General features: G+C 70.8%; 18 protein-coding genes and 3 pseudogenes. 15 read left to right on the plus strand and 6 right to left on the minus strand.

Features of this window, described 5'->3' with window-relative positions; translation table 11 throughout:
• Positions 1-1,136, plus strand: a pseudogene (locus H8R17_RS00610) (dihydroxyacetone kinase); the annotation flags it as partial.
• Positions 1,137-1,415: 279 nt separating this feature from the next.
• On the opposite strand, the pseudogene H8R17_RS00615 reads toward H8R17_RS00610, so the two are convergent.
• Positions 1,416-1,962 (minus strand): annotated as a pseudogene (locus H8R17_RS00615) (tetratricopeptide repeat protein); the annotation flags it as partial.
• A gap of 321 nt (positions 1,963-2,283) precedes the next feature.
• Between H8R17_RS00615 and H8R17_RS00620 the strand changes: the two are divergent.
• The 8 genes from H8R17_RS00620 (at position 2,284) to mutM (ending at position 10,706) form a co-directional block, all read left to right on the plus strand.
• Positions 2,284-5,529: a helicase-related protein gene (locus H8R17_RS00620; RefSeq protein WP_187821088.1), complete on the plus strand. Its 3,246-nt coding sequence runs from the start codon at positions 2,284-2,286 to the stop codon at positions 5,527-5,529.
• 106 nt (positions 5,530-5,635) lie between these two features.
• The gene (rsmD, locus tag H8R17_RS00625) at positions 5,636-6,223 is read left to right on the plus strand and encodes a 16S rRNA (guanine(966)-N(2))-methyltransferase RsmD (RefSeq protein ID WP_187821089.1); all 588 of its coding nucleotides are present in this window, start codon (positions 5,636-5,638) and stop codon (positions 6,221-6,223) included.
• A 26-nt stretch (positions 6,224-6,249) separates the two neighbouring features.
• Entirely contained in the window at positions 6,250-6,729 is a 480-nt protein-coding gene (coaD, locus tag H8R17_RS00630; RefSeq protein WP_316959265.1) for a pantetheine-phosphate adenylyltransferase, read from the plus strand.
• 124 nt (positions 6,730-6,853) lie between these two features.
• A complete protein-coding gene (locus H8R17_RS00635; protein ID WP_187821091.1) occupies positions 6,854-7,927 on the plus strand; it encodes an ATP synthase F0 subunit B in 1,074 nt (357 codons plus the stop codon).
• Positions 7,928-8,096: 169 nt separating this feature from the next.
• Positions 8,097-8,741, plus strand: a complete 645-nt coding sequence (locus tag H8R17_RS00640; protein ID WP_187821092.1) for a DUF177 domain-containing protein — start codon at positions 8,097-8,099, stop codon at positions 8,739-8,741.
• Between the two features lie 2 nt (positions 8,742-8,743).
• Positions 8,744-8,917, plus strand: a complete 174-nt coding sequence (gene rpmF / locus H8R17_RS00645; RefSeq protein ID WP_187821093.1) for a 50S ribosomal protein L32 — start codon at positions 8,744-8,746, stop codon at positions 8,915-8,917.
• Positions 8,918-8,924: 7 nt separating this feature from the next.
• Entirely contained in the window at positions 8,925-9,749 is an 825-nt protein-coding gene (rnc, locus tag H8R17_RS00650; protein ID WP_187821094.1) for a ribonuclease III, read from the plus strand.
• Positions 9,750-9,845: 96 nt separating this feature from the next.
• Positions 9,846-10,706, plus strand: a complete 861-nt coding sequence (mutM, locus tag H8R17_RS00655) for a bifunctional DNA-formamidopyrimidine glycosylase/DNA-(apurinic or apyrimidinic site) lyase (protein ID WP_187821095.1) — start codon at positions 9,846-9,848, stop codon at positions 10,704-10,706.
• On the opposite strand, the gene H8R17_RS00660 is transcribed toward mutM, so the two are convergent.
• Both H8R17_RS00660 and H8R17_RS00665 read right to left on the minus strand, forming a co-directional pair.
• Complete coding sequence (locus tag H8R17_RS00660; protein ID WP_187821096.1) at positions 10,679-11,080, minus strand: helix-turn-helix domain-containing protein; 402 nt, start codon at positions 11,078-11,080, stop codon at positions 10,679-10,681. The genes mutM and H8R17_RS00660 overlap by 28 nt on opposite strands.
• A gap of 82 nt (positions 11,081-11,162) precedes the next feature.
• A complete protein-coding gene (locus tag H8R17_RS00665; RefSeq protein ID WP_187821097.1) occupies positions 11,163-12,311 on the minus strand; it encodes a CAP domain-containing protein in 1,149 nt (382 codons plus the stop codon).
• A gap of 174 nt (positions 12,312-12,485) precedes the next feature.
• On the opposite strand from H8R17_RS00665, the gene H8R17_RS00670 reads away from it, so the two are divergent.
• From H8R17_RS00670 to H8R17_RS00685, 4 genes are all read left to right on the plus strand, one after another.
• Complete coding sequence (locus tag H8R17_RS00670) at positions 12,486-12,767, plus strand: acylphosphatase (protein ID WP_187821098.1); 282 nt, start codon at positions 12,486-12,488, stop codon at positions 12,765-12,767.
• A gap of 379 nt (positions 12,768-13,146) precedes the next feature.
• Entirely contained in the window at positions 13,147-13,350 is a 204-nt protein-coding gene (locus H8R17_RS00675; protein WP_142192916.1) for a hypothetical protein, read from the plus strand.
• A 274-nt stretch (positions 13,351-13,624) separates the two neighbouring features.
• The gene (gene smc / locus H8R17_RS00680) at positions 13,625-17,215 is read left to right on the plus strand and encodes a chromosome segregation protein SMC (RefSeq protein WP_187821211.1); all 3,591 of its coding nucleotides are present in this window, start codon (positions 13,625-13,627) and stop codon (positions 17,213-17,215) included.
• 220 nt (positions 17,216-17,435) lie between these two features.
• Positions 17,436-18,854 carry a sugar porter family MFS transporter gene (locus tag H8R17_RS00685; protein WP_187821099.1) on the plus strand — a complete coding sequence of 473 codons (1,419 nt, stop codon included), beginning with the start codon at positions 17,436-17,438 and terminating at the stop codon, positions 18,852-18,854.
• 115 nt (positions 18,855-18,969) lie between these two features.
• Here the strand turns inward: H8R17_RS00685 and H8R17_RS00690 are convergent, their stop codons facing one another.
• Entirely contained in the window at positions 18,970-19,941 is a 972-nt protein-coding gene (locus tag H8R17_RS00690) for an LLM class flavin-dependent oxidoreductase (protein WP_187821100.1), read from the minus strand.
• 165 nt (positions 19,942-20,106) lie between these two features.
• Positions 20,107-20,787 (minus strand): annotated as a pseudogene (locus H8R17_RS00695) (cytosine permease); the annotation flags it as partial.
• A gap of 156 nt (positions 20,788-20,943) precedes the next feature.
• On the opposite strand from H8R17_RS00695, the gene ftsY reads away from it, so the two are divergent.
• Positions 20,944-22,152 (plus strand): signal recognition particle-docking protein FtsY, encoded by a 1,209-nt coding sequence (gene ftsY, locus H8R17_RS00700; protein WP_187821101.1) that lies wholly within the window; start codon positions 20,944-20,946, stop codon positions 22,150-22,152.
• Between the two features lie 92 nt (positions 22,153-22,244).
• On the opposite strand, the gene H8R17_RS00705 is transcribed toward ftsY, so the two are convergent.
• A complete protein-coding gene (locus H8R17_RS00705; protein WP_187821102.1) occupies positions 22,245-22,910 on the minus strand; it encodes a bifunctional DNA primase/polymerase in 666 nt (221 codons plus the stop codon).
• 455 nt (positions 22,911-23,365) lie between these two features.
• Here H8R17_RS00705 and H8R17_RS00710 point away from each other — a divergent pair, with 455 nt between their 5' ends.
• Complete coding sequence (locus H8R17_RS00710; protein ID WP_187821103.1) at positions 23,366-24,856, plus strand: hypothetical protein; 1,491 nt, start codon at positions 23,366-23,368, stop codon at positions 24,854-24,856.
• The last annotated feature ends 191 nt before the right edge of the window (positions 24,857-25,047 follow it).

Genomic DNA, 25,047 nt, shown 5'->3' on the forward strand with positions numbered 1-25,047 from the left:
CGCGCGATGGCGCCGACGATCTGGAAACACCGCACGCGCGTGTGGGCCATGTCGAGGTCGGCGCCGCGCACGCGCGCATGGAGCCCGGCGTCGGTGGGACGCGGCACGAGGACGTGCCCGCAGACATGTCCTCGGACGCGTTCGGCGGGGTCGGCGCCTCGGTGCCTGATCCCGCCGGAGAGTGCGCCGACGGCGAGACGGCCCCGCAGGGCGGGCCCGCCTTCGAGGTGATCTACCTGCTGGAGGCCGAGGACGCGGCTGTGGCGCGGCTCAGGGAGCGGCTGGACGGGCTCGGGGACTCGCTCGTCGTGGTCGGCGGCGACGGGCTGTGGAACGTCCACGTGCACGTCGACGACGCGGGCGCCGCCGTGGAGGCGGGTGTCGAGGCCGGGCGGCCGTACCGGATCCGGATCACGCACTTCGGCGCCGGCGACGTGCACACCACCGGCGCCGAGCGGCCGCCCCGGGAGCGCGCCCAGCGTGCCGTGGTGGCCGTCGTGCCCGGCGAGGGTCTGGCCGGGCTGTACACGGAGGCCGGTGCGACGACCGTGCTCGCCCGTCCCGGGGAGCCGCCCGCGAGCGGGGAGATCGTGGAGGCCGTACGGCGGGCCCACGCGCGTGAGGTGGTGCTCCTGCCCAACGACGCCGACCTGCGCCACACCGCCGCCGCGGCGGCCGAGCAGGCCCGCGCGGAGGGCATCCGGGTGGCCCTGATCCCCACCCGCTCCGCGGTCCAGGGCATCGCGGCGCTCGCCGTGCACGAGCCGGAGCGCCGCTTCGACGAGGACGTGGTGTCCATGACGTCGGCGGCGGGCGCCACGCGCTACGCCGAGGTCACCGTCGCCGAACGCGAATCCTGGACGATGGCGGGCATCTGCCAGGCCGGGGACATGCTCGGCCTGATCGAGGGCGACGTGGCCGTGATCGGCTCGGACGTCACGGCCACCGCCGAGATCGTCGTCGACCGCATGCTCGCGGCCGGCGGCGAGATGGTCACCCTGGTGCTCGGCGACGAGGCCCCCGAGTCCATCACCGGGCACCTGGAGGCCCGGGTCCGCGAGGGGTACCTCGCCGTCGACACCGTGGTCTACCGGGGCGGGCGGCAGGGGGCGCTGCTGCTCATCGGCGTCGAATAGGGCGGCGGCCTCGCACCGGGCAGTGCCCATGCCGGGCAATACCCATGCCGGGCAGCGCGCTCGCGCCGGGCAATGCCCCATCGTCGGGAAGTGCCCACGCCGGGTAGTGCCCACGTCGGGCAGTGCGCCCACGTCGGGCCGCGCTCAAGTCGGGTGGCGCTCACGGCGGGCGGTGTTCAGGTCGGGCAGCGCTCCCGTCAGGCAGGGCTCGCGTCGGGCAGCGCCCACGCCGGGCCGCGCTTACGCGGGCAGGGCAATACACCTAGGGCGAGGGCCTCCGCGCGCGTGGGCGGCGAGTTCGCGCGCGGTCCACGGCCGGTCCGCCGGGCCCGGCACCTCCTGCTCGCCGTGCCCGAGCACAGTCAGGCGGCCCATGAGCAGGGCCACCACGGACATGAACTCCAGCTTGCTGCGCGGATGTCCGTCGTCCGTGAAGTACGCCGGCCGCTCGGCGAGCAGCTCCAGACCGCGCGCCTCGTTGCCGGACAGCGCGCAGAACTCGACGTGATCCGCGTAGGCGCCGCGCATGCTCTCCAGGGCCCGCACCAGCCGGAAGCCCCGCGATGGTGGGCGTGGGCCTCGTCGGTGCGGCCCAGCCGCAGCAGCGGCGCCAGGGAGGTAGCGAGGGTGGTGTGCGGTTCGTGGGCGCAGGTGAACCCGCCGTCCAGGACGGGCCGCCACAGGTCCAGCGCCTGCGTGTCCCGGCCCCGCTCCGCCTGCCACCAGCCCTGCCCGTGCGCAGCTCGCACGCGTGGCAGTCGGCCATGGTGTCCCGGTCCGCGGCCAGCCACGCGGCGTACGCCCGCTCAGTCCGCCCGACGGGGCCGGAGTACAGGTGATGGGAGAGCAGGTCGACCTGGAACGTATGAGGTGAGTGGGGTGACGGGGATGTCTGGGATATCTGGGAATCTATCGTCGCAGCGCCGTTGGCGGGACTCGCGACGGCGCGGGGTCGGGCGGTCCCGGTGAGGCGGTGGCCGCGGGGGAGGGCCGGAGCACGCCATCCTAAAGCCCCAACGACCCGTCTGACCAGGGATTTCCCGAGACTGTACGGCGCCTGCGACCGGACCGTATACGCCGCCCGCGGCCTGCTGGTGTACGGCGCCCGCGGCCGACCTCTTCGGCATTGTCAGTGGCGTGGTGTGCAATGGATCCCGTGCCCGCACTGGAAGAACCCCTGCAACAACCACTGAAGTCGGTGCTCGGCCCCGCCACCGCGAAGGTGATGGCCGAGCATCTCGGCCTGCACACCGTCGGCGACCTCCTCCACCACTACCCGCGCCGGTACGAGGAGCGTGGCCAGCTCACCCACCTCGCCGACCTCCCCATGGACGAGCACGTCACGGTGGTCGCGCAGGTCGCCGACGCCCGCCTGCACACCTTCGCCTCCGCCAAGGCCCCGCGCGGCAAGGGCCAGCGCCTCGAAGTGACCATCACGGACGGCAGCGGCCGGCTCCAGCTGGTCTTCTTCGGCCACGGCGTGCACAAACCGCACAAGGAACTGCTGCCGGGCACCCGCGCGATGTTCGCCGGCAAGGTCTCCGTCTTCAACCGCCGCCTCCAACTCACGCACCCGGCATACGAGTTGCTGCGCGGCGACGGTGACGGAGCGGCCGAAACGGTCGAGACCTGGGCGGGCGCCCTGATCCCGATCTACCCCGCCACCGCCAAACTGGAGTCCTGGAAGATCGGCAAGGCCATCCAGACGGTCCTGCCCAGCGCCCGGCAGGCCCTCGACCCCTTGCCGCCCTCCCTCCGCGAGGGCCGCGGCCTGGTCCCGCTCCCCGAGGCCCTGCTGAAGATCCACCGCCCGCACACCAAGGCGGACATCGCCGACGCCCGCAACCGCCTCAAGTGGGACGAGGCCTTCGTCCTCCAGGTCGCCCTCGCCCGCCGCCGCCACACCGACGCCCAGCTTCCGGCGGTCCCCCGCAAACCCAGGCCGGACGGCCTCCTCACCGCCTTCGACGACCGCCTCCCCTTCACCCTCACCGAGGGCCAGCAACGCGTCTCGAAGGACATCTTCGACGACCTCGCGACCGAACACCCGATGCACCGCCTGCTGCAGGGGGAGGTGGGTTCGGGCAAGGCCCAGCCTCTCGACTCGCTCGTCCTCACACCCGCCGGTTTCCGCCGCATGGGGGAGATGAAGGCAGGAGATGAGATCATCGTTCCAGATGGCGAGATCGCACTTGTCGACGGGGTCTTCCCACAGGGAGAGCGCGATGTCTGGCGCCTGATCCTCTCCGATGGGAGCTCCGTCGAGTGTGACGACGAGCACCTCTGGATTGTCGGCACCAGTTGCGGGTGGCCCCGGCGCCAGGCCCCCAACGTCATGACGACTCGCGAGATCCGCATGGACTTGTTCGAGCCCGACGGATCTTCGAAGTGGTACCTCCCGGCCGCTGCTCCGGTCGACCTCGGAGACGACTCCGGACTGCCTCTCGATCCGTACCTGTTCGGTCTCCTCCTGGGAAACGGCTCATTCCGGCACAATCTGCGTCTGTCCACCATCGACGACGAGATCCGCGACGCTGTGGCGACAGTTGTGGGCCCCGAATGCCGGCTGGTCCCGGTGAAGGGCTCACGTTGCGACGTCACGATCCAGCTGACGCGCCGCGCCGGAGGCGTTCGCAACCCCGTCATCCAAACCCTGCGCGATTTGAACCTGTGGGGCGTGACGGCACACGGAAAACTCGTTCCCGACGAGTTCAAGAACACTTCGATCAAGAACCGTCTCGCTCTGTTGCAAGGCCTTCTGGACACCGATGGCACCATCCACACGGATGGCTTGACCATCTCGCTGTGCTCGGCCTCGCGCAGGCTCGCAGACGACGTCGCCTGGCTTGTTCGCTCGCTCGGTGGCCGGGCGCGAGTCCTCCCGAAGAAGGCGGCCTTCAACGTCTCGGTGGCCCTGCCCGACGAATACGCACCGTTCAGACTCACACGCAAGGCGGAACGGGTACGGCCGAGGCCGAAATACAACACCTTCCGGCGCGGAATTCGCGCGATTGAGTACGTCGGGCAGAAACCCGTCCAGTGCATCAGCATCGCCCACCCGAGCCATGCCTACGTCACCGACAACTTCACGGTCACGCACAACACGATGGTGGCCCTGCGCGCCATGCTCGCCGTCGTCGACGCGGGCGGGCAGGCCGCGATGCTGGCGCCCACCGAAGTGCTCGCCCAGCAGCATCACCGGTCGGTCGTCGAGATGATGGGCGAGCTGGCCGAGGGCGGGATGCTGGGCGGTGCCGAGCAGGCCACCAAGGTCGTGCTGCTCACCGGCTCGATGGGCGCCGCGGCCCGCCGTCACGCCCTGCTGGATCTCACCACCGGCGAGGCCGGGATCGTGATCGGCACGCACGCGCTGATCGAGGACAAGGTGCAGTTCCACGACCTGGGCCTCGTCGTCGTGGACGAACAGCACCGCTTCGGCGTCGAACAGCGCGACGCCCTCCGCGGCAAGGGCAAACAACCGCCGCACCTACTGGTCATGACCGCCACGCCCATCCCGCGCACGGTCGCCATGACCGTCTTCGGCGACCTGGAGACCTCCGTCCTCGACCAGCTCCCGGCGGGACGTTCACCGATCGCCAGCCACGTCGTCCCCGCCGCCGACAAACCCCACTTCCTCACCCGGACCTGGGAGCGGGTGCGTGAGGAGGTGGCGAACGGCCACCAGGCGTACGTGGTCTGCCCCCGCATCGGCGACGACGTCGAAGAACCCGCCGACCCCGGGAAGGCGAAGAAGTCCGCCGAGGACGACGCCGAGAAGCGCCCGCCCCTCGCCGTCCTCGACGTGGCCGACCAGCTCGCCAAGGGCCCGCTCCAGGGCCTGCGGGTCGAGGTTCTGCACGGCCGTATGCAGCCCGACGACAAGGACGCCGTCATGCGCCGCTTCGCCGCCGGCGACACCGACGTCCTGGTCGCCACGACGGTCATCGAGGTCGGCGTCAACGTCCCCAACGCCACCGTCATGGTGATCATGGACGCGGACCGCTTCGGCGTCTCCCAGCTCCACCAGCTCCGCGGCCGTGTCGGCCGCGGCTCGGCCCCCGGCCTGTGCCTCCTGGTCACCGAGATGCCCGAGGCCAGCGCGGCCCGCCAGCGCCTCAACGCCGTGGCCGCCACCCTCGACGGCTTCGAACTCTCCCGCATCGACCTCGAACAACGCCGAGAGGGCGACGTTCTCGGCCAGGCCCAGTCCGGCACCCGCTCCAGCCTGCGCATGCTCGCGGTCATTGACGACGAAGAGATCATCGCGGAGGCGAGAGAAGAGGCAGCGGCGGTGGTCGCAGCAGACCCCGACCTACAGCACCTACCGGCTCTCCGCACAGCCCTGGACGCCCTTTTGGACGAGGAGAGGGAGCAGTACCTGGAAAAGGGCTGAAGCGACCCGACCTCAAGGAGCGCGGGGCTGGTTCGACATGCGACTACCGTCGCGCGGGCGCGACCAGCACACTGAACGTAAAGACGCCCACTACCAAGGACCAAAGATGACCCGCGTGATCGCCGGCGCAGCCGGCGGACGTCGCCTCGCCGTCCCACCAGGCACCGGCACCCGCCCCACCTCCGACCGAGCGCGCGAAGGTCTCTTCTCCACCTGGCAGTCCCTCCTCGGCGGCCCCCTGGACGGCGAACGGGTCCTCGACCTCTACGCCGGCTCGGGCGCCGTAGGCCTGGAGGCCCTCTCCCGCGGTGCCGGCCACACCCTCCTGGTGGAGGCCGACGCCAAAGCCGTCCGCACCGTCCGCGCGAACGTGAAAAACCTCGGCCTCCCCGGCGCCGAGGTAAGGGCGGGCAAGGCGGGACAGATCATCCGCACACCACCCCCGGCGGAGCCGTACGACATCGCCTTCCTGGACCCCCCGTACACCGTCTCGGACGACGATCTTCGCGAGATCCTGCTCACACTCCGTACAGGGGGCTGGCTCACCGACGGCGCCCTCGTCACCGTGGAGCGCAGCACCAGAGGCGGGGATTTCCGGTGGCCGCAGGGTTTCGACGCGATCCGGGCCCGTCGCTACGGCGAGGGAACGTTTTGGTACGGTCGCGCCGCCTCTACGTGCGAAGACGCACGATGACCGGACCGGAGAGCGAGGGATCACAAGTGCGCCGCGCCGTCTGTCCCGGGTCGTTCGACCCGATCACCAACGGACACCTCGACATCATCGCCCGCGCTTCGCGTCTGTACGACGAGGTCTACGTCGCGGTGATGATCAACAAGTCCAAGAAGGGCCTGTTCGAGATCGACGAGCGGATCGACCTGATCCGCCAGGTCACCGCCGAGTACGGCAACGTCCGCGTCGAGGCCTTCCACGGCCTCCTCGTCGACTTCTGCAAGCAGCGCGACATCCCGGCGATCGTCAAGGGCCTGCGTGCGGTCAGCGACTTCGACTACGAACTGCAGATGGCCCAGATGAACAACGGCCTCTCCGGCGTCGAGACGCTCTTCGTGCCGACCAACCCGACGTACAGCTTCCTGTCCTCCTCGCTGGTCAAGGAGGTCGCGGCGTGGGGCGGTGACGTCTCCCACCTGGTGCCGCCGCAGGTCCTGCAGGCCCTCGCCAAGAAGCTGAAGAAGGACTGAGTCCGCCACCCCGGCGGGCCCAGTGGGCTGACAACCCGTCACCCGTTGTCCCGCGGGCACCCCATGGCCGTACAGTCGTCCCGTCCGTCTCCAACACCCCAGCTGTAGAGAGTGGCGAGCACAGGTGGACGTGCAGAAGAAGCTCGACGAGATCGTCGCCGCGGTCTCCGGCGCCCGGTCGATGCCCATGTCGGCCTCGTGCGTGGTCAACCGCGCCGAAGTGCTCTCGATGCTCGAAGAGGTGCGCGCGGCACTGCCGGGCTCCCTCGCCCAGGCCCAGGAGCTGATCGGCGACCGCGAGGAGATGGTCGAGCAGGCCCGCCAGGAGGCGGAGCTGATCATCCAGAGTGCGCACGCCGAGCGCGGCTCGCTGATCTCCGACACCGAGGTCGCCCGCCGCTCCCAGGCCGAGGCCGACCGGATCCTCGCCGAGGCCCGCAAGGAGGCCGAGGAGATCCGCGCCGAGGCCGACGACTACGTCGACTCCAAGCTCGCCAACTTCGAGGTCGTCCTCACCAAGACCCTCGGCTCGGTCGGCCGGGGCCGCGAGAAGCTGCTCGGCACCGGCCCTGGCGTCGACGAGCAGGGCTACGTGGAAGAAGACGACGCCCCCGAGCGCAGCCACGACCCCGACACTCAGCGCCGCACCGCCGACGAGTACGTCGACGTCAAGCTCGGCGCCTTCGAGGCGGTCCTCGCCAAGACTCTGGAGGCCGTCGGCCGCGGCCGCCAGAAACTGCACGGGCGCATCGCCAGCGACGACCTCGGTGCCCTCGCCGACGACACCAGCACCGTCCAGCACTCCAGCGACGCCGACTACCTCGCCGGCCTCGCCGCCATCTCGGACGCCCCGGCCCCCGACAGGCCCCGGCAGCAGCCCGAGCAGCCGCAGCCGCAGTACGACCAGCAGCCGGCGCACGCGTCGTACGGCTACCAGCAGCAGCCCGATCCGTACAGCGGCTACCAGCAGCAGGGCTACGGCCAGCAGGCCCCCTACGGCTACCACCAGGCCGATCCGTACGCTTACCAGGGCTACGACGCCCAGCAGGTCGGGTACGACCCGAACCAGGCGCAGCACATGCAGCAGGCGCAGCAGGGCTACACCCAGCCCCAGGTGCTCGACGAGACCAGCCTCTTCGACACCAGCATGATCAGCGCCGAGCAGTTGCGGGCCTACGAGCAGGGCCGCGGCCAGTAGCCCGGCCGGCGGCCCGGCCACCGGAGTCCGGTCGCCCTGCCACCGGATTGGGCCGACAGCGAAAGGTCCAGTATCCTGGCTCTTCGGTCGCGTGTACGTCCGCGATCAACGCTGCCCGGGAACACCGAAGGGCGGCGTTTCAAGAGAGCTCAACAGATCGAAAGCAGGAATGGCTCTGAACGCCCGCCTCGACCACCGCAACCCCCTCGTGTTCGACACACACGAGCTGGGCCGGCGGCCCGGTGCGCTGCAGCGCCAGTCCCGCACGGTCGACGCCCCCAAGGACCTCGGTCTCAAGGGCGTCATCGAGGTGCCGCAAGGCATCCCGGTGGAGCTCGAACTCCGCCTGGAGTCGGTCATGGAAGGGGTGCTCGTCACAGGCACCGCCCGTGCCACGGCCGAGGGGGAGTGCGTAAGGTGTCTGGAGCCGCTTCAGCTCGACGTCGAAGCGGACTTCCAGGAGATGTTCTCGTACCCTGACGCCGACGACCGGGGCCGCGTGATCGCGGACGCCGGCGACGACGCCGAGGACGACGAGGACAGGCTCTTCCTCGAGGACGGACTCTTCGACCTCGAACCTCTGCTGCGCGATGCGGTGGTGCTCGCACTGCCGATGCAGCCGGTGTGCCAGGAAGACTGTCCGGGACTGTGCGCCGAGTGCGGAGCACGCCTGGCGGACGACCCGGACCACCATCACGACGCCACCGACATCCGTTGGGCGGCTTTGCAGGGACTCGCCGACACCATGAAGGCCGGCGACAAGGACGAGACGAGCGGCGCCGAACCGGGTGCCGACGAGAAGCAGGAGAAGTAGCCGTGGCTGTTCCGAAGCGGAAGATGTCGCGCAGCAACACGCGCCACCGCCGGTCGCAGTGGAAGGCTGCGGTCCCCAACCTGGTTGCGTGCGAGCGCTGCCACGAGCCCAAGCTGCAGCACATCGCGTGCCCGGCCTGTGGCACCTACAACAAGCGCCAGGTCATCGAGGTCTGAGCGGCCGGTGAGAGGCACTGTGTCCACGCCCAAGAAGCAGGCTCCCCATGCGAGCGGGAGCACATCGGCGGACAACCAGGCCTCGTCCCACACGCTTCTGGAAGGGCGGCTCGGCTACAAGCTCGAGTCCGCCCTTCTGGTGCGAGCACTGACCCACCGGTCGTACGCATACGAGAACGGCGGTCTGCCGACGAACGAGCGGCTGGAGTTCCTCGGGGACTCCGTGCTCGGTCTCGTCGTCACGGACACGCTGTACCGAACCCACCCCGACCTGCCCGAGGGCCAGCTGGCCAAGCTGCGGGCCGCGGTGGTGAACTCGCGTGCGCTCGCCGAGGTGGGCCGCGGGCTCGACCTGGGCTCCTTCATCCGGCTCGGCCGCGGTGAAGAGGGCACGGGCGGGCGGGACAAGGCGTCCATCCTGGCCGACACCCTGGAAGCGGTGATCGGCGCGGTCTATCTCGACCAGGGCCTGGACTCGGCGGCGGAGCTGGTGCACCGCCTGTTCGACCCGCTGATCGAGAAGTCCTCGAACCTCGGAGCCGGCCTGGACTGGAAGACCAGTCTCCAGGAGCTCACCGCGACGGAAGGCCTCGGCGTGCCCGAGTACCTGGTCACGGAGACCGGCCCCGATCACGAGAAGACCTTCACTGCTGCCGCCCGCGTCGGAGGCGTCTCGTACGGCACCGGCACCGGCCGCAGCAAGAAGGAGGCGGAGCAGCAGGCCGCCGAGTCCGCCTGGCGCTCCATCAAGGCGGCGGCGGACGAGCGCGCCAAGCAGACGGCAGTCGATGCCGCCGAGCCCGAAGCCGACGCCTCGTCGGCCTCCGCCTGACCGAACAGCGCGATCCGAGCGCCCGTTCCCGCCACGGGGGCGGGCGCTCGGTCCCTTGAAAGGCCCCTGCGGGCCGCGTAGGTGTATGGGGGTCCCATGCCCGAGTTGCCCGAGGTCGAGATCGTACGGCGCGGCCTGGAGCGGTGGGTCGCGCAGCGGACCGTCGCCGACGCCGAGGTGCTGCACCCGCGTGCGGTGCGGCGGCATCTCGCCGGTGCCGACGACTTCGCGCACCGGCTGAAGGGCCACCGCATCGGCACCCCGAGCCGGCGGGGCAAGTATCTGTGGCTGCCGCTGGCGGACACCGGTCAGGCGGTCCTGGCCCACCTCGGCATGAGCGGCCAGCTCCTGGTCCAGCCGCAGACGGCGCCCGACGAGAAGCACCTCAGGGTCCGGGTGAGGTTCGCGGACGGGCTCGGCACCGAACTCCGGTTCGTGGACCAGCGCACCTTCGGCGGTCTCTCGCTGCACGACACCAGTGCCGACGGCCTGCCCGACGTCGTTGCGCACATCGCCCGCGACCCGCTCGACGAACTCTTCGACGACGAGGTCTTCCACCGGGCGCTGCGCCGCAAGCGCACCACCATCAAGCGCGCCCTGCTCGACCAGTCGCTGATCAGCGGCGTCGGCAACATCTACGCGGACGAGGCCCTGTGGCGCGCCCGCCTGCACTACGACCGCCCCACGGCCACCTTCACGCGCCCGCGCACCCTGACCCTTCTGGGCCACGTGCGCGACGTGATGAACGCCGCGCTCGCCGTGGGCGGCACCAGCTTCGACAGCCTCTACGTCAACGTGAACGGGGAGTCCGGCTACTTCGACCGCTCACTCGACGCGTACGGCCGCGAGGGCCTGCCGTGCCGGCACTGCGGCACGCCGATGCGCCGACGGCCCTGGATGAACCGGTCCAGCTACTACTGCCCGAGGTGTCAGCGCCCGCCGCGCGTCTCGTCGTAACGCGTACGCGAGGCCATCACGTCGTCCATGCTGCCTTCCACGAAGTGGATGAGCGCCAGCAGCCGCTCGGCCACTCCGTGCCCCAGTGGGGTCAGTTCGTAGTCCACGCGTGGCGGGTTGGTGGGCTGTGCCTCGCGGTGCACCAGGCCGTCGCGCTCCAGGGCGTGCAGCGTCTGGGACAGCATCTTCTCGCTCACGCCGTCGACCCGGCGGCGCAGCTCGTTGAAGCGCAGAGAACCCTCGAACAGGGCGCACAGCGTCAGCCCGCCCCAGCGTCCGGTGACGTGCTCCAAGGTGACGCGCGAGGGGCACGCCTTGGCGAACACGTTGTACGGGAGGTCGAGCTCCTCCGCGCGCTCCTGCGTGGTCGTCATCGCTCAAGCGTACGCCAGGCATGCGCTAACCAATAGATCGCGCTAACTGTTGGTTAGCGCTTGCCTGGTCTTCCGGGCGCTGTCAGTAACCGAAGTCCTGTGTCCACCAGGGTCCGCCCGACCCGAAGTGAACCCCGACCCCGAGTGTCTTGAAGTCGCAGTTCAGGATGTTCGCCCGGTGCCCCGGGCTGTTCATCCACCCCTCCATCACGGCCGCCGCGTCGGCCTGCCCGCGGGCTATGTTCTCCCCGCCGAGGTTCTTTATCCCGGCCTTCGCGGCCCGGTCCCACGGCGACGCCCCGTCCGGATCCGTGTGGTCGAAGAAGCCCCGCGCGGCCATGTCCTCGCTGAAGTCCTCGGCCAGCTCCCGCAGCGCGCTGTTCGCGGCCACCGGACTGCATCCCGCCTTGGACCGTTCCTCGTTGACGAGCCTGAGCACCTCCGCCTCGGCGGCGGCCTGTGCGGACACTGTGACCGGAGCGCTGGGCTTCTCCGGCGCCGTCGGCTCGTTGGCGGCCGTGCGCGACGGCGTCGTCGTCTTCTCTTCCTCGGGCTTGGCGGGCTTCTCCGCCGGCGTCTCCGGCGTCTTCTCCGGCGTCTTCGTCTTCTCCGGCTTCTCGGACGGCGTCGAGGGGGACGGCGACGGCGAGGTGGAGCGCTCGCCGTTCCGGCCGGCCGCGGAGCCCCCGGTGCGGTCCTGCGCGCTGCCGGACGTGCCGCCCTGCTCGGTCGGCGTGTTCGTCGGCGTTTCCGCGGCCTGCACCTTGTCGGCGTCGCCGCCCCCGCCGAACCGGTAGTTGTCGAGTCCCGGCACCGCGCCGGTGGCCACCGCGACGGTGCCGAGGGCGACCGCGGCGGAGACGCCGAGCAGCCCCGTGCGCACCGGCGTAGCGGCCTTCTTCTTGGGCCTGCGGTGCGCACCCGGGCGCCGCATGCCCGAGTCGGGCGCGAACCCGTCGCTCGCGAACGCGGTCGTCACAGCGCCGTCACCCGGGAAGGTGGCGGCGTCGGTGGCCCAGCCGAAGTCGTCGTCGTCCGTGGCGAAGAGGTAGGCCTCGCTCTTCGCGTAGGCCTCGGAGTGGATCTCCGGGTTCAGGTAGGGCGCGATGCCCAGGGTGGCGCGGTCGCCTGCGTGCGAGTCCAGCGGGCCGCGGCTCTCGGCGTAGGAGCCGTCCGTCTGAGTGACCCCCGTGGCGGCGCGGCCGGCGGCGGAGCGTCGGTGGCGTCCCATGTTCTGGCCTTCCTCGTCCTTGCGGTCGACTCGTTCCCCAGCGATCAACCAAAAGATCGATGAAACTCACACGATCGAGTGAGTTTCGTTATGAGATTCATTGGGTCGGGACGGTACCGCATGACGTGTGGGGAGGAAGTGCCCGGAGAGACATTGGCCCGTTAGGTTGCACCCATGAGCGAGGATGTACGGCTGGTCGCGTGGGTGCGGGGACGGGTCCAAGGGGTGGGTTTCCGCTGGTTCACCCGGGCCAAGGCGCTGGAGATCGGCGGCCTGAGTGGTTTTGCTCTCAATTTGGACGACGGCCGGGTCCAGGTGGTCGCCGAGGGCCCGCGCGAGGGCTGTGAAGGCCTGCTGGAGTGGCTCCGGAGTGACGACACGCCCGGCCGCGTGGACGGGGTCACAGAGATCTGGGACACACCTCGCGGCGGCTACGACGGCTTCGGCATCCGCTGATCATGCGCCGCCGGCCAGCCCCCGCGAAGCCCGCCGAGGGCACCACGGGCGGCCGCCCGGCGCGGAAACGGCCTGGTGATTGCCGAGAAGTGCTTGCCCTGACGGGCTCCGCACGCAAGGATGATCGCCACGCCCTGAGGTCCCGCAGGAGTCGCAGCGCCGGCGTTCCCAGGCCGCGCGCCCCCGGGTCGCCCGCCAATACAAGCGTGATCGTGTTGACCGTCAAACTTTTTGGTGAGACGCTGAAAGCCCCGCGCACCTTAGCTGTTTGGCATGGATGAACGGCAGCAAAAACTCAAGAGTGCCAAGCACCGCGGGTGCGAATCCCTCACGACCCACACCGCTTCGGTCGGTCACTCATTGTGGAGGACCATCCATCATGGCAAAGGCGCTTCTCGGTTACGTCGGCGGCTCCGACCCTCGACTCCTCGCCGAGATGCGACGGCTCCAGCAGCGCGTCCAGGACCTGGAATCCGAGCTCGTACGGATCCAGGCGGAGAACGACGCGCTGACGGCTGCCGCTTCTCACGACAGGATCATGGAGAGCGTTGACGCACACCAGGCGGAGCCTGCGCTCACCTGATCACTGCATCGCTCCACGACGGCATCAGCAGTGGTTGGGCTGCCCGTATCAACCGCTAAGTTGTCAGAGTTGCAAGGGACGCCTCGGCGTCCCTTCTTTCTTGCCCCCGCGTACCCGGACTGAGGGGCCCTGAACCGGTCCGGCCGCGAACTGTGGCCCCGCGCATCCTTTCACTGTCTTTAACGTCTGGTGTGCCCTGCACGTTCAACGGTGAAACCGTGGGGTTGCCGTTGGTCACTGTGTGAGACAGACCCGGAAGGTAGAGTCCAGCGGCGTGCACCTCAAGGCCCTGACCCTCCGGGGGTTCAAGTCTTTCGCCTCGGCCACCACGCTTCGGTTCGAGCCGGGCATCACGTGTGTCGTCGGCCCGAACGGCTCGGGCAAGTCCAACGTCGTGGACGCGCTCAGCTGGGTCATGGGCGAACAGGGCGCCAAGTCGCTGCGCGGCGGCAAGATGGAGGACGTCATCTTCGCCGGCACGACCGGCCGCCCGCCGCTGGGCCGCGCCGAGGTGTCGCTGACCATCGACAACTCCGACGGGGCCCTGCCCATCGAGTACGCCGAGGTCACCATCACGCGGATCATGTTCCGCAACGGCGGCAGCGAGTACCAGCTCAACGGCGACACCTGCCGCCTCCTCGACATCCAGGAACTGCTGTCCGACTCCGGCATCGGCCGCGAGATGCACGTCATCGTCGGCCAGGGCCAGCTCGACTCCGTCCTGCACGCCGACCCCATGGGCCGCCGTGCCTTCATCGAGGAGGCCGCCGGCGTCCTCAAGCACCGCAAGCGCAAGGAGAAGGCGCTGCGGAAGCTGGACGCGATGCAGGCCAACCTCGCGCGTGTGCAGGACCTGACCGACGAACTCCGGCGCCAGCTCAAGCCGCTGGGCCGTCAGGCGGCGGTCGCGAGACGGGCGGCCGTCATCCAGGCCGACCTGCGCGACGCGCGGCTGCGCCTGCTCGCCGACGACCTCGTACGGCTGCGCGAGGCGCTCCAGGCCGAGGTCGCCGACGAAGCCGCCCTCAAGCAGCGCAAGGAAGCCGCCGAGCAGGAACTGAAAAAGTCCCTCCAGCGCGAGGGTCTCCTGGAGGACGAGGTACGGCAGCTCACGCCCCGCCTCCAGCGCGCCCAGCAGACCTGGTACGAGCTCTCCCAGCTCGCCGAGCGCGTCCGCGGCACGATCTCGCTGGCCGACGCGCGCGTGAAGAGCGCCACCTCCGCGCCCCCCGAGGAACGCCGGGGCCGCGACCCGGAGGACCTGGAGCGCGAGGCCGCCCGCGTCCGCGAGCAGGAGGCCGAACTCGAGGCGGCCCTGGAGGCGGCCCAGCGCGCCCTGGAGGACACGGTCTCCCACCGCGCCGAACTGGAACGCGTACTCGCCCAGGAGGAACGGCGGCTGAAGGACGCCGCCCGCGCCATCGCCGACCGCCGTGAGGGCCTCGCCCGGCTGGGCGGTCAGGTGGGCGCCGCCCGTTCCCGCGCGGCCTCCGCCCAGGCTGAGATCGAGCGGCTGGCCGCCGCCCGCGACGAGGCCCGGCAGCGGGCCGTCGCCGCGCAGGAGGAGTACGAGGCGCTCAAGGCCGAGGTCGACGGCCTCGACGCCGACGACGCCGAACTCGCCGAACAGCACGAGACGGCCAAACAGCGGCTCGCCGACGCCGAGGCCGCCCTCACCGCCGCCCGCGAGGCGGCCACCGCGGCCGAACGGGGGCGCGCCGCGACCCAGGCCCGCCACGAGGCCCTGGCCATGGGCCTGCGCCGCAAGGACGGCACCGGCGCGCTGCTCGGCGCGAAGGATCGTCTCTCCGGACTGCTGGGCCCGGCGGCGGAGTTGCTGACGGTCACCCCGGGGTACGAGGTCCCGCTGGCCGCCGCCTTCGGCGCCGCCGCCGATGCGCTCGCCGTGACCAGCCCCGCCGCTGCCGCCGACGCGATCCGCCTGCTGCGCAAGCAGGACGGAGGCCGGGCATCCCTGCTCCTGGCGGGAGCGCCTGAAGAAAGGGGCGCTGGGAACTGCGCACCCAGCCACGACGAACCCGCAGACGCCGAACAGCTCGCCACCCCCCTCCCCGCGGAGCGCCTCGTCCGCGGCCCCACCGACCTCATGCCCGCCGTCCGCCGCCTCCTGCAAGGAATCGTCGTCGTCGGCACCCTGGAAGACGCCGAGGACCTCGTCTACGCCCACCCCGACCTCACCGCCGTCACCGCCGAAGGCGACCTGCTGGGCGCGCACTTCGCGCGCGGCGGGTCAGCCGGCGCGCCGAGCCCGCTGGAGGTCCAGGCCTCCGTCGACGAGGCCGCCGCCGAGCTCGATGACCTGGCCGTGCAGTGCGAGGAGCTGACCGAGGCGCAAGCCGCGGCCGTCGAGCGCCGCAAGGAGTGCGCGGCCCTCGTCGAGGAGCTGGGGGAGCGGCGCCGGGCCGCCGACCGGGAGAAGTCGGCCGTGGCGCAGCAACTCGGGCGGCTCGCCGGACAGGCGCGCGGCGCCGCCGGGGAGGCCGAGCGGTCCACCGCGGCGGCGGCACGGGCGCAGGAGGCGCTCGACAAGGCCCTCGCGGAAGTCGAGGAACTCGCCGAACGGCTCGCCGTCGCCGAGGAGATGCCGGTCGAGGAGGAGCCCGACACCTCGGTGCGCGACCGGCTCGCCGCCGACGGCGCCAACGCCCGGCAGACCGAGATGGAGGCCCGCCTCCAGGTCCGTACGCACGAGGAACGCGTCAAGGGACTGGCCGGCCGGGCCGACTCCCTCGACCGGGCCGCCCGCACGGAACGGGAGGCACGCGCGCGCGCCGAGCAGCGCCGCGCCCGGCTACGACACGAGGCCGCCGTCGCCGAGGCCGTCGCCTCCGGCGCCCGCCAGCTGCTCGCGCACGTCGAGGTCTCCCTCGCCCGCGCCGAGGAGGAACGTACCGCCGCCGACGCCGCCAAGGCCCGCCGCGAGCAGGAGCTGGCGCAGGCCCGCACCGAAGGCCGCGACCTGAAGGCCGAGCTCGACAAGCTGACCGACTCCGTGCACCGCGGCGAGGTGCTCGGTGCCGAGAAGCGGCTGCGGATCGAGCAGCTGGAGACCAAGGCACTGGAGGAGCTGGGCGTCGAACCGGCGGGCCTGGTCGAGGAGTACGGCCCGCACCAGCTCGTACCGCCCTCCCCGCCCGCCGAGGGCGAGGAGCTGCCCGAGGACCCCGAGCACCCGCGCAACAGGCCGAAGCCGTATCTGCGGGCCGAGCAGGAGAAACGGCTCAAGGCGGCCGAACGGGCCTACCAGCAGCTCGGCAAGGTCAACCCGCTCGCCCTGGAGGAGTTCGCGGCGCTGGAGGAACGCCACCAGTTCCTCAGCGAGCAGCTCGAAGACCTGAAGAAGACCCGGGCGGACCTCCTCCAGGTGGTGAAGGAGGTCGACGAACGCGTCGAGCAGGTCTTCACCGAGGCCTACCGGGACACCGCCCGCGAGTTCGAGGGTGTCTTCTCACGCCTGTTCCCCGGCGGCGAGGGACGCCTCGTGCTGACCGATCCCGACAACATGCTCACCACCGGCGTGGATGTCGAGGCGCGCCCGCCGGGCAAGAAGGTCAAGCGGCTTTCGCTGCTCTCCGGCGGCGAGCGGTCGTTGACCGCCGTGGCCATGCTCGTGTCGATCTTCAAGGCGCGGCCCAGCCCGTTCTACGTCATGGACGAGGTCGAGGCGGCGCTCGACGACACCAACCTCCAGCGGCTGATCCGGATCATGCAGGAGCTGCAGGAGGCCTCGCAGCTGATCGTGATCACCCACCAGAAGCGCACGATGGAGGTCGCCGACGCGCTGTACGGCGTCTCCATGCAGGGCGACGGTGTGTCGAAGGTCATTTCCCAGCGCCTGCGCTAAATGCGTGCGATCTACACCTGTCCTGACCTGCGCTGCTCCCAACTGCTTCAAGTCTTGAACGCAAGGTCTCCAAGTCTGCCTACAGGCCTCTTACGGATCACGTATTGACTTCGAAACTTGAAGTCATAGCCTGTGCAACGTTGCTTTTACCTTCAGGTGTCACCCACCTGACAGGGCCCGCCCCACCCCGGCAGCGTTGCCCGCGGCCCGAGGAGTACACGTGACCAGCGCAGAGCAGGCACTCAAGTCAGGAGCCAGAACGGCTCACCCCGATCATCTCGGGCACGTCATCTTCATCGCGGCCGCCGCCGCGATGGGCGGCTTCCTCTTCGGCTACGACAGCTCCGTCATCAACGGCGCCGTCGAGGCCATCCGCGACCGCTACGACATCGGCGCCGCGGCCCTGGCCCAGGTCATCGCCATCGCCCTGGTCGGCTGCGCCATCGGCGCCGCGACCGCCGGCCGCATCGCCGACCGCGTTGGCCGGATCCGCTGTATGCAGATCGCCGCGGTCCTGTTCACGATCAGCGCCGTCGGCTCCGCACTGCCCTTCGCGCTGTACGACCTCGCCTTCTGGCGGATCGTCGGCGGCTTCGCCATCGGCATGGCCTCCGTGATCGGCCCGGCCTACATAGCCGAGGTCGCCCCGCCCGCCTACCGCGGCCGGCTCGGCTCCTTCCAGCAGGCCGCGATCGTCGTCGGCATCGCCGTGTCCCAGCTGGTCAACTGGGGCCTGCTGAACGCCGCCGACGGCGACCAGCGCGGCAAGCTGATGGGCCTCGAGGCCTGGCAGGTCATGCTCGGCGTCATGGTCGTCCCGGCCGTCCTGTACGGCCTGCTCTCCTTCGCCATACCCGAGTCCCCGCGCTTCCTGATCTCCGTCGGCAAGCGCGAGCGGGCCCGCGAGATCCTCGCCGAGGTCGAGGGCAAGGGCGTCGACCTCGACGCCCGCGTCACCGAGATCGAGCACGCCATGCACAGTGAGCACAAGTCCACCTTCAAGGACCTGCTCGGCGGTAGCTTCTTCTTCAAGCCGATCGTCTGGGTCGGCATCGGCCTGTCGGTCTTCCAGCAGTTCGTCGGCATCAACGTGGCGTTCTACTACTCCGCCACGCTGTGGCAGTCGGTCGGCGTCGACCCGACGGACTCGTTCTTCTACTCGTTCACCACGTCGATCATCAACATCCTCGGCACCGTGATCGCGATGATCTTCGTGGACCGCATCGGCCGCCGCCCGCTGGCCATCATCGGCTCGGTCGGCATGGTCATCGGCCTCGCACTGGAGGCCTGGGCGTTCTCGTACCACCTCGTCGACGGAAAGCTGCCGGCCACCCAGGGCTGGGTCGCCCTGATCGCGGCCCACGTGTTCGTCCTCTTCTTCGCCCTGTCGTGGGGCGTGGTCGTCTGGGTCATGCTCGGCGAGATGTTCCCCAACCGGATCCGCGCCGCCGCCCTGGGCGTGGCCGCCGCCGCGCAGTGGATCGCCAACTGGGCCATCACCGCGAGCTTCCCGTCGCTGTCCGACTGGAACCTGTCCGCGACCTACGTGATCTACACGGCCTTCGCCGCGCTGTCCGTGCCGTTCGTCCTGAAGTTCGTCAAGGAGACGAAGGGCAAGGCGCTGGAGGAGATGGGCTGAACACCCCGATGAACTCGGGGAGAAGGGCCAAGTCCCCGCTGCCCTCTCCCCGACACCCACCGCCGCCCCGGTTCGGCCACTGCCCGAGCCGGGGCGGCGGTCTCCTGCGGCGCGCTCATGCCGTGAGCGCGGGCAGCACCCGCTCACCGAACAGATGCAGGCTCCGCCACCCCTCGTCCACCGGCATCCCGCCCGACAGCGGATGCAGCACGTAGGAGTCCAGGTCCAGGGACACGCACTCCTCCGGCGTGAGGATCCGGTACACCCCTTCCGCGCGCAGCTCGTCCACCGTCGTGGCCCCCGACTTCACCGCCGACCGCACCCCGCCCGACTGCCAGGAGGCGTACGTCCGCGCCTCGTGCAGGAAGTGCCGGCCGTACTCGGCCCACGCCCGGTCCGGGTCTTCGGCGATGTGCAGCAGCGGCGTCTCGGCGGCCGGCATCATGGCCCAGCCCTCGGTGCCGTACTCGGCGAGCCGCTCCTTGTAGTAGGCCGCCAGCTCCGGCAGATGCGCGCTCGGGAAGAACGGCAGGCCCAGGCGCGCGGCACGGCGGGCGGCGGCCTTGGAGGAGCCGCCGACCAGCAGTAGCGGGTGCGGGTCGGTGTACGGGCGCGGCGTGACCCGTACCGTACGGCCCCGGTACGTGAACGGCTCGCCCGTCCACGCCTTGAGCAGCGTCTCCAGCAGCTCGTCCTGGAGCTTCCCGCGCCGCTCGAAGTCCACGCCGTGCCGCGCGTACTCCTCCGGCCGGTACCCGATCCCGGCCACCGTCACCAGCCGGCCGCCGCTCAGCAGATCCAGCACGGCCATGTCCTCGGCCAGCCGCAGCGGGTCGTGCAGCGGGCCGATGGCCGCGGACACCGTGACCGCGACGCGCCGGGTCGCGCCGAACACCGCGCCCGCGAAGGCGAACGGCGACGGCAGCCAGTTGTTGTCGGCGCCGTGGTGCTCCTCGGTCTGCACGGTGCTGATCCCGCGGTCGTCGGCGTACGCGGCCATCTCCAGGGTCGCTCGGTAGCGGGCGCTGAGCGCGGCGGAGGTGGCGCCGGGTGCGACGAGGTTGAAGCGTACGACCGTGACGGGCATGGGAAACGTCCCCCTTCACCGACGGATGTGCAGGGGGACGTTAGCTGACGGGTCGTCAGACAGCCAGGGGTTCCGGTTCCTCTTCCGCTGCGGCCGGGGTGACCGAGGCAGGCTTCGGCGGAGGATTCCCGGCTCACGCCGCTTGGTCGCTCCGCGAGCGTCAAGTCGTACGCGATCAGCGCCAGCCGGTTGGAACCAGCCCGGTTTGCCCAACGATCGGAGCATGACGCGCTGACTTGGTTCCTCTGCGGCGGTCGCGACCAACGTCACCCTCCCGGGGGTCGGTGAGAACGCGGCATGGACGCAGACCGCCCAGTGCCGCGGGAGCCGGAAGCCGAGGGGCTGCGCGGTGAAGCCCGCCGAGTACATCGACATCGAGTTGATCAGCAGCATGCCGATCAGTGCGATCAGTAGATGCGGCACCGCGAGCCACGGACGGCAGGATCTCGCCGAGGAAGGACACCGGGTCGGCCGCCGAGGCCAGGTCCGACGTGGAGACCGCCATCACCGCGCCCATCGGGACCATGGGCAGGACGACCAGACCGGCGCCGCCGACCGTCGTGCCCACGATCGCCTTTGAGGACGCCGTACGCGGCAGGTGGCGGGTGAAGTCCGGCGCGGACGGGATCCAGCTGACGCCGCCGGCCGCGATCAGCCCGGTGCCGGCGATCATCGCGGCCACCGGGCCGGCGGACCGGCGACGAAGGCCGGCAGGGCATAGGCCCCGGTCACCGCGTTGATCGTCTCCCAGCCCCAGCGTGCGACCCAGATCAGCGAACCGGGCAGCAGATTGCCGCGCTGCCCGAACACCGCCCGGGACAGCGCTATGCCGGGCGCGCCGCCGCGAGATGTCTTCACATACTGGACGCGTTGTGGCTCCACCCTGTGGGGCTTCCATCCGACGCGAGGTCGGACCGCGGGCCAGCCCGGCCCGGCGGGGCCTGTGGGCCCCTGCGCGTACAGCGAACGGCCGACAGGGGGGTCACGCATACTGGGTCTGTTATGGAAATCGTCATCCTTGCTGTAGTCATCGCCGTGGTCGTGCTCGGCGCACTCGGCGGGCTCGTCGTCGGCAGCCGGCGCAAGAAGCAGCTGCCCCCGCCGCCGCCCGCCGCGCCCGACATCACCGCCCCACCGGCCGAGCCGCACGTCGGCGACGAGGCCGAGACGCCGCGCGAGGAACCGCGCAGAACGATCGAGGAGGTGGACCTGCCCGACGGCTCGGCTCCCGTCGCCGTCGAGGAACCGCCCGTCGAAGAGCTCCCGCCGACCGAGATCGAGGTTCCCGAGCCCACCGCGGGCCGCCTGGTCCGGCTGCGCGCCCGCCTCTCGCGCTCGCAGAACGCCCTCGGCAAGGGCCTGCTCGCGCTGCTCTCGCGCGAGCACCTCGACGAGGAGACCTGGGAGGAGATCGAGGACACCCTGCTCACCGCCGACGTCGGCGTGCAGCCCACCCAGGAGCTGGTCGAGCAGCTGCGCGAGCGCGTGAAGGTGCTCGGCACGCGCACCCCGGAGGAGCTGCGCGGCCTGCTGCGCGAGGAGCTGGTCAAGCTGGTCGGGGCCGACCTGGACCGCACCGTCAAGACCGAGCCGGAGACCAGCAAGCCGGGCATCGTGATGGTCGTCGGCGTCAACGGCACCGGCAAGACCACCACCACCGGCAAGCTCGCCCGCGTCCTGGTGGCCGACGGGCGCAGTGTCGTGCTCGGCGCCGCCGACACGTTCCGGGCCGCCGCCGCCGACCAGTTGCAGACCTGGGGCGAGCGGGTCGGCGCGCACACCGTGCGCGGACCGGAGGGCGGCGACCCGGCCTCCGTCGCGTTCGACGCGGTGAAGGAGGGCAAGGAGATGGGCTCCGACGTGGTGTTGATCGACACCGCCGGGCGCCTGCACACCAAGACCGGCCTCATGGACGAGCTCGGCAAGGTCAAGCGGGTGGTGGAGAAGCACGCCCCGCTGGACGAGGTGCTGCTCGTGCTGGACGCGACGACCGGGCAGAACGGCCTCGTGCAGGCCCGGGTGTTCGCGGAGGTCGTCGACATCACGGGCATCGTGCTCACCAAGCTGGACGGCACGGCCAAGGGCGGCATCGTGGTCGCCGTGCAGCGCGAGCTGGGGGTGCCGGTGAAGCTGGTCGGGCTCGGTGAGGGTGCGGATGATCTGGCGCCGTTCGAGCCGGAGGCGTTCGTGGACGCGCTTATCGGAGAGTGAACCCTGGCGAAGAGTCGTATCTGCTCAAGAAGCGCCCGCCCCCCAAGGTGCAGTTGGAGGGCGGGCGCTGCGCTGTGTACGACGGTGTCCGGCTACGCCCGCGACCGATGCGCCACGTAAGCCAGCGTCCCCAGCAGCAACCGCGCTGCCGGTGGCTCGGTCGCCGTGTCCAGGGCGGGGGAGCGCAGCCAGCTGACCGGGCCCAGTCCGCCCCGGTCCGACGGCGGAGCCGTGATGTACGCGCCGGGGCCGAGGCCGCGCAGGTCGAGGGCCGACGGGTCGTCCCAGCCCATGCGGTACAGCAGCGTCGGCAGCTCGGCGGCGGCGCCGGGGGCGACGAAGAAGTGGGCGCGGCCCTCCGGTGTCGCGGTGACCGGGCCGAGGGGCAGGCCCATGCGCTCCAGCCGGGCCAGCACGAGCCGCCCGGCGGGCTCGGCCACCTCGATCACGTCGAACGCCCGCCCCACCGGAAGCATCAGCGCGGCGCCCGGGACCTCGCTCCAGGCGGCGGTCACCTCGTCCAGCGTCGCCCCGGCGGGGATCTCCGGCGCGAAGTCCAGCGGATGCGCACCCGGTGCCCGGCAGTCGCGGCGCCCGCAGGAACAGGCGCCCGCGCTCGCCCGCGCGCCCGGCGCCACGTCCCAGCCCCACAGCCCGGTGTACTCGGCCGCGGCTGTGCAGTCCGACGCGCGGCCGCGACGGCGCGAACCGGACCGGATGTCGCGCATGCCCCGGCTGATACCGATCGTGAAGCCCATGCCCCCTCCAACGGGTCCGGCCCACCGGTGGTTACGAAGCGGACGCGGTGCGTGACTCTCTGTCCTCAACTCCCGTGCCCGTGCCGCTCGGCTCGGAGACGGCGTCTTGGAGCGCCCCGGGTGGTGTGCTCAGCGGTGCGCGCCCCTGGCGTGCACCTCTCCGCCCGCTCCTGGCTGTCCTGTGTCAAGTGAATCGCGCTTGCGCCACCGTGAGTTCATTCGAAGGGGTGGCGAATGGTGGCGATTCTGTAAACCCACGCCTGGACGCGTGATCGTGGGATTACTTTGTGTGCACGGGTCCTGCTGGAGGCACATGCAAGCGTGGGTATGCCGGAGGCAAGTCGGCTTCCCGTTCGAAGGGTGAGAATCACCGGACGAACGGCCGCATTTACCGGCATTCTGATAGGGCTTGGCGCACTCAAGCGACAAGTGGTCTCAGGGATGGGGGCGTTCCAGTGAGCGGCAGCGGCGGTGGCGGTACGAACGTTGTGGGTGCGGACAAGCGCCCCAACGAGCTGCTCGCCTCGTGGTTCGTGCGCAGCGGCTGGTCCAAGGGCGAGCTGGCGCGCCAGGTAAACCGCAGAGCACGCCAGTTGGGCGCCAACCACATCTCCACGGACACCTCGCGCGTACGCCGCTGGCTGGACGGCGAGAACCCCCGCGAGCCGATCCCCAGGATCCTGTCCGAGCTGTTCTCCGAGCGCTTCGGCGTCGTGGTCTCCGTCGAGGACCTGGGACTGCGGACCGCTCGCCAGTCACCGTCCGCAACCGGCGTGGACCTGCCCTGGACGGGCCCGCAGACCGTGGCCCTGCTCAGCGAGTTCTCGCGCAGCGACCTGATGCTGGCGCGGCGCGGTTTCCTCGGGACCTCGCTGGGCCTCTCAGCGGGCCCGTCCCTCGTCGAGCCCATGCAGCGCTGGCTCGTCCCCTCGCCCCCGGCTTCCCGGCCGGAGCCCGAGTCCGAGCATGCCCTCTCCGGACGCGCCCGGGGCCGGCTCTCCAAGCCGGAGCTGGATCTGCTGGAGACGACCACCGTGATGTTCCGGCAGTGGGACGCCCAGTGCGGCGGCGGCCTGCGCCGCAAGGCGGTCGTCGGCCAGCTGCACGAGGTGACGGACCTCCTCCAGGAGCCCCAGCCCGAGGCCACCACCCGTCGGCTGTTCAAGGTCGCCGCCGAGCTCGCCGAACTGGCCGGCTGGATGTCGTACGACGTCGGGCTGCAGCCCTCCGCGCAGAAGTACTTCGTGCTCGCCCTGCACGCCGCCAAGGAGGCCGGTGACCGGCCGCTCGGCTCGTACATCCTCTCCAGCATGAGCCGCCAGATGATTCACCTCGGCCGGCCCGACGACGCCCTGGAGCTGATCCACCTCGCGCAGTACGGCAGCCGGGACTGCGCGAGCCCGCGCACCCAGTCCATGCTGTATGCGATGGAGGCCCGCGCCTACGCCAACATGGGGCAGCCCGGCAGGTGCAAGCGGGCGGTCCGGATGGCCGAGGACATCTTCGCCGAGGCCGGCGAGTGGGATGAGCCGGACCCCGACTGGATCCGCTTCTTCAACGAGGCCGAGCTGCACGGCGAGAACTCCCACTCCTTCCGTGACCTCGCCTACGTCGCCGGGCGCAGCCCCACCTACGCCTCCCTGGCCCAGCCCCTGATGCAGCGAGCGGTGCAGTTGTTCGCCGAGGACGGCGAGCACCAGCGGTCGTATGCGCTGAACCTGATCGGCATGGCCACCGTGCACCTGCTCCAGCGCGAGCCCGAGGAGAGCGCGGGGTTCGCCACCCGGGCCATGCAGGTCGCCAAGAAGGTCCGTTCCGAGCGGGTCAACACTCGTATCCGAAAGACCGTCGACACGGCCGTCCGCGACTTCGGCGACCTCGCCGAGGTCGGCGACCTCACCGACCGGCTGGCCGTCGAGCTGCCCGAGACCGCCGAGGCGGTCTGACCGCCCGAGGAACCCCCTGAACCCCGGCCGCGGCCGGCCCTCCCGAACTGCCCGACTCGGCTCCCCCATGCCAGGTCATCGGAAGGCTGCCCGCGGCCGGAACCTTGGCGCGACCACGGCAGGGACGCGGGTACAACCATCAAGGTTGCGCCACGATAACGATCCGATCGCCGAGCATCTCGCGGTTCATC

The organism is Streptomyces sp. TRM68367 (genome assembly GCF_014495685.1).
In the GTDB taxonomy this organism is placed as follows: domain Bacteria; phylum Actinomycetota; class Actinomycetes; order Streptomycetales; family Streptomycetaceae; genus Streptomyces.

What these genes read in the sequence shown, in the direction of transcription:
- H8R17_RS00620 (WP_187821088.1), top strand. Translation starts at nt 2,284, where the DNA reads ATGGATCCCGTGCCCGCACTGGAAGAACCCCTGCAACAACCACTGAAG.
- rsmD (WP_187821089.1), top strand. Translation starts at nt 5,636, where the DNA reads ATGACCCGCGTGATCGCCGGCGCAGCCGGCGGACGTCGCCTCGCCGTC.
- H8R17_RS00640 (WP_187821092.1), top strand. Translation starts at nt 8,097, where the DNA reads ATGGCTCTGAACGCCCGCCTCGACCACCGCAACCCCCTCGTGTTCGAC.
- mutM (WP_187821095.1), top strand. Translation starts at nt 9,846, where the DNA reads ATGCCCGAGTTGCCCGAGGTCGAGATCGTACGGCGCGGCCTGGAGCGG.
- H8R17_RS00660 (WP_187821096.1), bottom strand. Translation starts at nt 11,080, where the DNA reads ATGACGACCACGCAGGAGCGCGCGGAGGAGCTCGACCTCCCGTACAAC.
- H8R17_RS00665 (WP_187821097.1), bottom strand. Translation starts at nt 12,311, where the DNA reads ATGGGACGCCACCGACGCTCCGCCGCCGGCCGCGCCGCCACGGGGGTC.
- H8R17_RS00670 (WP_187821098.1), top strand. Translation starts at nt 12,486, where the DNA reads ATGAGCGAGGATGTACGGCTGGTCGCGTGGGTGCGGGGACGGGTCCAA.
- H8R17_RS00675 (WP_142192916.1), top strand. Translation starts at nt 13,147, where the DNA reads ATGGCAAAGGCGCTTCTCGGTTACGTCGGCGGCTCCGACCCTCGACTC.
- H8R17_RS00690 (WP_187821100.1), bottom strand. Translation starts at nt 19,941, where the DNA reads ATGCCCGTCACGGTCGTACGCTTCAACCTCGTCGCACCCGGCGCCACC.
- ftsY (WP_187821101.1), top strand. Translation starts at nt 20,944, where the DNA reads ATGGAAATCGTCATCCTTGCTGTAGTCATCGCCGTGGTCGTGCTCGGC.
- H8R17_RS00705 (WP_187821102.1), bottom strand. Translation starts at nt 22,910, where the DNA reads ATGGGCTTCACGATCGGTATCAGCCGGGGCATGCGCGACATCCGGTCC.